This window comes from Kitasatospora sp. MBT66 (assembly GCF_000710405.2).
GTDB classification, from domain to species: domain Bacteria; phylum Actinomycetota; class Actinomycetes; order Streptomycetales; family Streptomycetaceae; genus Kitasatospora; species Kitasatospora purpeofusca.
The window spans coordinates 71,569-79,702 of the sequence record NZ_JAIY01000018.1; the positions used below are offsets into that span (position 1 = coordinate 71,569).

The 8,134-nt window shown below is 72.6% G+C and carries 8 protein-coding genes; 1 reads left to right on the forward strand and 7 read right to left on the reverse strand.

Annotated features, from left to right (window positions below):
• The 6 genes from BI06_RS45650 to BI06_RS40330 all read right to left on the reverse strand — a co-directional run.
• Positions 1-1,084 (reverse strand): cation acetate symporter (locus BI06_RS45650; protein WP_199523440.1); only part of this gene is annotated, 1,084 nt, incomplete at its 3' end.
• Entirely contained in the window at positions 1,081-1,446 is a 366-nt protein-coding gene (locus tag BI06_RS40310) for a DUF485 domain-containing protein (RefSeq protein WP_051742876.1), read from the reverse strand. The genes BI06_RS40310 and BI06_RS45650, both read right to left, overlap by 4 nt.
• Positions 1,447-1,692: 246 nt before the next feature.
• Positions 1,693-2,445, reverse strand: coding sequence for a response regulator transcription factor (locus BI06_RS40315; protein WP_043476922.1), 753 nt, complete (start codon positions 2,443-2,445; stop codon positions 1,693-1,695).
• Positions 2,442-3,608, reverse strand: a complete 1,167-nt coding sequence (locus tag BI06_RS40320; protein WP_030396618.1) for a sensor histidine kinase — start codon at positions 3,606-3,608, stop codon at positions 2,442-2,444. The genes BI06_RS40315 and BI06_RS40320 overlap by 4 nt, the downstream gene beginning before the upstream one ends.
• A 30-nt stretch (positions 3,609-3,638) precedes the next feature.
• Complete coding sequence (locus tag BI06_RS40325; protein WP_051742860.1) at positions 3,639-4,124, reverse strand: hypothetical protein; 486 nt, start codon at positions 4,122-4,124, stop codon at positions 3,639-3,641.
• Positions 4,125-4,275: 151 nt separating this feature from the next.
• Positions 4,276-6,387: a type IIA DNA topoisomerase subunit B gene (locus BI06_RS40330; protein WP_030396620.1), complete on the reverse strand. Its 2,112-nt coding sequence runs from the start codon at positions 6,385-6,387 to the stop codon at positions 4,276-4,278.
• Positions 6,388-6,936: 549 nt separating this feature from the next.
• Here BI06_RS40330 and BI06_RS40335 point away from each other — a divergent pair.
• Positions 6,937-7,167, forward strand: a complete 231-nt coding sequence (locus BI06_RS40335) for a hypothetical protein (protein ID WP_030396621.1) — start codon at positions 6,937-6,939, stop codon at positions 7,165-7,167.
• Positions 7,168-7,384: 217 nt separating this feature from the next.
• Here the strand turns inward: BI06_RS40335 and BI06_RS40340 are convergent.
• The coding region (locus tag BI06_RS40340) for a trypsin-like serine protease (protein WP_063795132.1) at positions 7,385-8,134 on the reverse strand (750 nt) is incomplete at its 5' end.

The following is an 8,134-nucleotide window of genomic DNA, read 5'->3' on the forward strand; positions in this document are numbered from 1 at the left end:
TGGCGAAGGCGATGGCCGAGATCACCGCGAACAGCACCACCCCGCCGGTGGAGCCGTTGCCGCCGCCTAGCACCAGCGCGAGCAGCGGGACGGCGGTGTTGCCCGCCGCGTTGGCGTGCCGGACCTCCGCCGAGCCGACCAGCGCGGTGGCGCCGAGGCCCAGCGCGATGGCCATCAGGTAGAAACCGCCGACCAGACCGATCGCCCACATCGTCGAGCGCCGGGCGGCCCGGGCGGTGGGCACGGTGTAGAAGCGGGACAGGATGTGCGGCAGACCCGCGGTGCCGAGCACCAGGGCGAGGCCGAGGCTGAAGAAGTCCAGTCGGCTGGTGAAGCTCTTGCCGTACTTCAGCCCGGGCTCCAGGTAGCGCTGGCCGGCGCCGCTGTGCTGGGCCGCCTGCCGCATCAGCTCGGCGACGTCGCCGTGGAAGCGCACCAGCAGCAGCACCGTCAGCAGCACCGAGCCGGCGACCAGCAGGAACGCCTTGACGATCTGGATCCAGGTGGTGGCCCGCATCCCGCCGACCGTGACATAGACGATCATCAGACCGCCCACCGCCACGATGGTCCAGGTCCTGGCCTCGGCGCTGTTGGTGCCGAGCAGCAGGGCGACCAGGCTGCCCGCGCCGACCATCTGGGCGACCAGGTAGAACAGCGTGACCACGACGCTGGCGCCGCCGGCCGCGGCCCGGACCTTGCGCCGGCGCAGCCGCAGCGCCAGCACATCGGCCAGGGTGTACCGGCCGGCGTTCCTGACCAGCTCGGCGACCAGCATCAGGACCACCAGCCAGGCCACCAGGAAGCCGATGCTGTAGAGCACGCCGTCGTACCCGAACAGCGCGATCAGCCCGGCGACGCCGAGGAAGGAGGCGGCGGAGAGGTAGTCGCCGGAGAGCGCGAAGCCGTTCTGCAGCGGCGTGAAGTCGCGGCCGCCGGCGTAGAAGTCGTCGGCGCCGCCGCCTCGGCGGCGGCCGGCCCAGAAGGTGATCCCGAGGGTGACCAGGACGATGACGGCGAACAGCACCACGGCCAGGTCGTGGTGGTCGCCGGCGGGGGCCACGGGGGGCGGGGTGGCGGTCCTCATCGCAACTGGTCCTGGGTGTCCCAGCGCAGCGACAGGGCGGCCCGGTCGCGCTGGGTGCGGGCGTTGCGGGCGTAGAGCCAGGTCAGCAGGAAGGTCGTGGCGAACTGCAGCAGGCCGAGCAGCCAGGCCACGTTGACCGGGCCGGCGACCGGGGTGCGCATCAGCCCGGGGGCGGCGGCCTGGGCGGCCACGTACAGCAGGTACCAGGCGAGGAACACACCGCTGACCGGGAAGACGAAGGAGCGGTAGCTGTGGCGGATCCGCTGGAAGGCCAGGCTGTTCTGGACGGAGCGGTAGACCTCGGTGCTGGCGTCGTCCGAGGGTCCGCCCTCGGCATCGGCCCCGGCCGACGGTGCGGACACCGCCGGGGCCGTGGGGGCCGTCGGGGCCGGCACCGGTGGTGATCCGGGTGGCGATGCCGGTGCCGAGGCCCACCAGTCCAGTTGTCCGCCCGGCTCTGGACTTCTCGTCTGCGGTTGTGGCACGGCTGCTCCTGGACCGGGGGGTTGTGACCCGAACCATCATGGGGGCGCCCCAACTCCCCAAACTCCCAACGCAGATACGTTCACTCGATGAGGTGATCGATGATCCGACAGACGCTCATCCGACTACTGCGGCGACCCGGTGATTCCGTGTCGGAAGGCGTACGCGACCGCTTGCGCCCGGTCCCGCACGCCGGTCTTGGCGAAGAGGTTGTTGATGTGGGTCTTCACGGTCGCCGGACTCACGTACAGCCGGCGGGCGATCTCGGTGTTGGAGAGGCCCTCCGCGATCAGCCCCAGCACCTCCGCCTCCCGCGCGGTCAGCCCGTCCGGCGGCAGCGCGACCGGGCCCGCGGCCGGCTCCCCGGACGGCACCGGGCCGGCCGCCCCGGTCACTCCTGCCGTCCCCGCCGTCCCCGCCGTCCCCGCCGTCCCCGCCGCCGCCTCGCCCGACAGTCGCTCCAGCAGCCGCAGTTGCACCTGCGGCGAGAGCCCGGCCGCCCCCGAGCGGACGTCCGCGATCGCCCGGGCGATCTCCTCGCCGCCCGCGTCCTTGGTCAGATACCCCCGCGCCCCGGCCCGCAGCGCCGGGAACAGCGACTCGTCGTCGGCATAGGTGGTGAGCACCACGACCTCGGTGCCCGGGTACCCGGCCCGGATCCGCCGGGTCGCCTCGACGCCGTCGCAGCGCGGCATCCGCAGGTCCATCAGCACCACGTCCGGACGGTGCCGCGCGACCAGCGCGACCGCCTCCTCGCCGTCCGCCGCCGCACCGACCACCTCGATCCCCGGCAGCAGCCCGAGCAGCATCACGATGCCCTCGCGGACCACCGTCTGGTCGTCCGCGACCAGCACCCTGGTCACCGCCGGCCCCGTCATGCCGGCACTCGCAGCAGCACGCGCCATCCTCCCTCGTGCGGGCCCGCCAGCAGGCTGCCGCCGAGCAGTTCGGCGCGTTCGCGCATCCCCAGCAGACCGTACCCGCCACCGCTCGCCGCCAGCCCGCCGGGCGCTCCCGCGCCGCCCGCGGCCTCGTCCCGCACCTCCAGCTCCACCTCCTCGGGCAGATAGCGCAGCTCCACCGCGCAGCGCGCGCCGGGGGCGTGTTTGCGCACATTGGTCAGTGCCTCCTGCGCCGTGCGCCGGACCGCGAGCCCCACCTCGGCGGCCAGTGGACGCGGCATCCCGGCCACCCGGAACTCCGCCCGCTCCCGCCCGGTCAGCTCCACCAGGTAGTCGCCGACCGGGGTGAACTCGCCGCGCAGCGCCGACAGCGCCTGCCGGGTCTCGGCCAGCCCGTCCTGCGCCATCCGCCGGGCGGCCACCACCCGCTCCCGGACCTGCTCCCGGTCGGTGCCGGCGTCCAGCATCAGCCGGGCCGCCTCCAGGTGCACCAGCTGGGCGGAGAGGCTGTGCGCGAGCACGTCGTGGATCTCCCGGGCGATCCTGGCCCGTTCGGCGAGCGCCGCGCTCTCCGCCTCGGCGGCCCGCGCGGCCCGCTCCTGGACGAGCAGCCGCCGCGCCGTCCCGCGCGCCTCGACGTCCAGCCGCAGCAGGTAACCGAGCAGCAGCAGTCCGCCGCAGGTGGCCACGATGCTCAGGGTGCCGGCCCAGCTGACCGCCGCGTACGAGCCGAGCGAGGCCCCGGCGGTGACGAGGGCCGGCCCGGGCGGCAGCCGGATCAGCGCGGTCACCGCCAGCCCGTACCAGAGCACGTCGGCGAGCAGGTAGGCGTGCCCCGCGTTGGCCAGCCAGGCGGTCGCGGACAGTCCGGCCGCCAGCGCGTACGCCGGCACCGGGCGCTGCTTCCGGCAGGCGTGCAGGAAGCCGACGACCAGCACGACCGCCGCGACCAGCCCGGCGGCCTCGGCCACCACCGCCCAGCCGGAGTACCGGCCGTCGGAGAAGGTCCCCCAGCAGACCGTGGTCAGCAGGGCGAGCCGGCCGAGCCCGGCGAGGATCCGCCGGGGGCGGCTGTCGGCGTCGCGCTCCAGCCCCTCGCGGGACGGCCAGCGGGTCCAGAACCGGTCGACCTCGACCAAGGGAGGGCCTCCTCGTACGCACAGCGGTGGTCAGGACATCAGGGTGACCCGCCCGGGGGTCACGAGGGCCCGCGCCCTCCAGTGCACCACGAGCGAGCGGACCAGCAGCAGCACCGCCAGGCTCAGCAGCAGCGCGCTGCTCGACTGCCGCAGGTGCAGCGCCGCCCCGAGCCCGAACAGGCCGACCCTGATCGCGACCATCCCGCCCCAGGCGGCCAGCGTGGCCCGGGTGCCCTGGGACCAGAGCGCCCCGTCCGCCTCCCGCCACAGCCGGACGGTCCAGCCCCACACCGAGCCGGCCGCGAGCACCGCCACCACCCCGCAGCCGAGCAGGACGACCGACCAGGCGGTGTGCCCCCGGTCGACCAGCTGCGGATCCCTCAGCGCGACGGCGGCGAGGACCAGCGGCAGCACCCAGAACCGGCGGTCGGTGTCCAGGCGCCGGGGGCTCATCTGCCGCCGGAGCACGAGCACCATCACCACGACCACGAGGGCGGCGTCGACCAGGGTGGACATCGGGGTTCTCCGTCCGGGAGGGCTCTGTCTGACCTCTCCGACGCTACGGATCCGCCGCCCGCGGCTGATCGGCGCCGGGGTGGACGGCGGGTGGAACAGACGCGAAGGGGCCCTCCACCCACGGGTGGAGGGCCCCTTCCGGCGGGGTCGCTCAGGCGTCGATGCGCGAACGGTCCAGGGTGGCCGCCGAGTCCACGATGAACTCCTTGCGCGGCGCCACGTCGTTGCCCATCAGCAGGTCGAAGACCTTCTCGGCCTGGTCCAGGTCGCCCAGGTTGATCCGGCGCAGCGTGCGATGGCGCGGGTCCATGGTGGTCTCGGCCAGCTGGTCGGCGTCCATCTCGCCGAGGCCCTTGTACCGCTGGACCGGGTCCTTCCAGCGCAGGTTCTTGCGCTGGAACTCCAGCAAGGTGGAGCGCAGCTCGGCGTCGGAGTAGGTGTAGTGGTACTTCTCCTGGCCGCGCTTGGGGTTGGTGAGCTCGATCCGGTGCAGCGGCGGCACGGCCGCGAAGACCCGGCCCTGCTCGACCATCGGCCGCATGTACCGCTGGAACAGGGTCAGCAGCAGGCAGCGGATGTGCGAGCCGTCGACATCGGCGTCGGCCATGAAGATGACCCGGCCGTAGCGGGCCTGGTCGATGTCGAAGGTGCGGCCCGAACCGGCCCCTATCACCTGGATGATCGCCGCGCACTCGGTGTTCTTGAGCATGTCGCTCACGGACGCCTTCTGCACGTTGAGGATCTTGCCGCGGATCGGCAGCAGGGCCTGGAACTCGGAGTTGCGGGCGAGCTTGGCGGTGCCGAGCGCGGAGTCGCCCTCGACGATGAAGAGTTCGCTGCGGTCGACGTCGTCGCTGCGGCAGTCGGCCAGCTTCGCCGGCAGCGAGCTGGTCTCCAGCGCGGTCTTCCGGCGCTGGGCCTCCTTGTGCTGGCGGGCGGCGACCCGGGTGCGGGCGGCGGCCACGACCTTCTCCAGCACCGCCCGGGCCTGGACCTTCTCGTCCCGCTTGCCGGAGGTGAGGAAGGCCTTGAGCTCCTTGGCGACGACGGCCGCGACGATCCGGTTGGCCGCCGAGGTGCCGAGCACCTCCTTGGTCTGGCCCTCGAACTGCGGCTCGGCCAGCCGGACGGTGACCACGGCGGTGAGGCCCTCGGTGGCGTCGTCCTTGGTGACGTCGTCCTCGGCGACCCGCAGCAGCTTGGTGGCCCGCAGCACCTCGTTGACGGTCTTGGCCAGCGAGCGCTCGAAGCCGGTGACGTGGGTACCGCCCTTGGGGGTGGCGATGATGTTGACGAAGGAGCGCAGCGTGGTGTCGTAACCGGTGCCCCAGCGCAGCGCGATGTCCACCCCGAGCTGCCGGGTGACCTCGGTCGGCGTCATGTGCCCGAGCTCGTCCAGGACGGGCACGGTCTCCTTGAAGGTGCCCTCGCCGTGCAGCCGCAGCACGTCGCTGATCGGCTTGTCCGGCGCCAGGAACTCGCAGAACTCGGCGATGCCGCCGTCGAAGTGGAAGGTGCTCTCGTCGACCTGCTCGCTCTCGGTGAGCCGCTCGTCACGCACCAGGATGGTCAGGCCGGGGACGAGGAAGGCGGTCTGCCGGGCCCGGTTGTGCAGGTGCTCCAGCGAGAGCTTGGCGTCCTTGAGGAAGATCTGCCGGTCCGCCCAGTAGCGGATACGGGTCCCGGTGCGGGTCTTGGGCACCTTGCGGGCGCGGCTGAGGCCGTTGGCCGCCTCGAACGGGGCGTCCGGGCCGGCCTCGGTGAAGATGCCGGGGGTGCCGCGCCGGAAGCTGATCGCGTGGGTGTGGCCGCTGCGGTCGACCTCGACGTCCAGTCGGGCCGAGAGCGCGTTGACCACCGAGGCGCCGACGCCGTGCAGACCGCCGGAGGCCGCGTAGGAGCCGCCGCCGAACTTGCCGCCGGCGTGCAGCTTGGTCATCACGACCTCGACGCCGGACAGCCCGGTCTTGGGCTCGACGTCCACCGGGATACCGCGTCCGTTGTCACGGACCTCGACCGAGGAGTCCTCGTGCAGGACGACCTCGATCCGGTCGCAGTAGCCGCCCAGCGCCTCGTCCACCGAGTTGTCGATGATCTCCCAGAGGCAGTGCATCAGGCCGCGGCTGTCGGTCGAGCCGATGTACATGCCGGGACGCTTGCGGACCGCCTCCAGGCCCTCCAGGACGAGCAGGTGCCGAGCGGTGTAGTTGGAACCGTCGTCGCCGGCCAGCAGAGCGGACGGCACGGTCGTTTCGGCACTCACGCGGCACTCTCCTCGGTGAAGTTCTGTCTCATCGGTCACATCGGGGCACATCCGGACAGGTCCGGAGCGTCCGCCAGTGCAGCACACCGCACCGACAGCCGTTCCCCTCCGTGTGCGCACCCCTCCGCTGGGTGCACAGCACGGCAGGCCGGTCCCGCGCAGCTTGTACGCGCTCCGCGAACAAGAGCCGTGCCGGATTCGGGACGCCGGGGCGCCATCTCCTCCCGGTACCACTGCTCCTGGCGGACCGTGGGACCGGGCACAGGCTCCGGAACTGCCGTTATGCAGGCTACCGGGGCCCGGGACGGGGCTTATGCTCCAACCCAGCAGAGGATTATGCTACGCGGACTCCCGCACCCGGTTCCGATCGGGCGTTCGAGCCGCGGGCGGATCCTGGGATCCGGTACGCATGAACCACCGGCCCCCGGGGCACGTCCTCATCAACGACAGCAGAATCCTCAGAGAAGAAAAGCCACGAGCGGGAACGTTTTCGGCCTGGTTGGATGTTGACCCTGGTACGACAGCTCGTCGAGCTAGAGAAGAGGCGACGTGACTACTGTTCTGACCCCTGCGAGCCCGCTCACCGCGGCTGACCGCTGCGACCGCTGCGGCGCCCAGGCCTACCTGCGCGTCGTACTCGCCAGCGGTGGAGAGCTGCTCTTCTGCGCCCACCACGGCCGGAAGTTCGAGCCGGAGCTCAAGAAGATCGCCGTGGAGATACAGGACGAGAGCAACCGCCTCGGCACCACCGCCGCCACGGCCAACGACGACGAGCGCTGATCCCGAGCGCCTCCAGCAGCAGACCGACGTCGAGCTGTGTCCGGCCGCACACCGCGTGTGACCGGTTGAGCCGGGCGACCGCCCTTCCAAGGGTCGGCCGCCCGGCTTCGTCGTTCCCGGACCGCTTGTTTCCGGACCGCCGGCTCGCGAACCGCCGGTCACCGGACCACCGGGCCCCGGAAGCGGCCCGATCGGGCGGCGGCCCGTGCCCGTTCGGCTACAGCAGGGAGCGGACCGCGTCGGAGACCGAGCCGATCCTGGTGTAGACGCCCGGGTGCGCGGCCTCGGCGCAGCCCGTCCCCCAGGACACCAGCCCCGCGAGCCGGCCCGCGACCACCAGCGGCCCGCCACTGTCGCCCTGGCAGGCGTCCTTCCCGCCCCGCTGCTCGCCCGCGCACACCATGCCCCGGGCGTCGAAACGCCCGTCCTGGCCGCCCGGGTAGGCCTGGGCGCAGGTCTGGTCCGCGATGATCGGCACATCCACGCCGCGCAACTGGGGCGAGTAGTCGCCGTGGCCGGTGGTGTCCCCCCAGCCGTAGACCCGGGCCGGGGTCCCCGCGCGGTACGGCTCGGTCTCGCCCTGGCCGACCAGGTCGATCACCGGCCGGCTCCCCTGCGACTCGGCGAGTGTGACCACCGCCACATCGTTCATATTGGTGGTGAAGGAGTAGTCGGGGTGGATCCGGACCTCCCGCACCTCCACCTCCCGGCCGACCGTGCCGCGCAGGTCGTCCCGGCCGACCACGACCCGCAGCCCGGGCCGGTCCACCTGGTGCCCGCCGGACTCGTCGTAGAAGCAGTGCGCCGCCGTCACCACCTTGGTGGGGGTGACCAGTGCTCCCCCGCAGAACTGGCCCGAGCGGCCGGAGCCGAACTGCTGCCGACTGGCCAGGGCCACCACCCACGGGTGGTCGCCCGTGCTCTCGGTCGTTCCGCCGACGATCCTCCCCTGCGGCCGGGCCTGCGC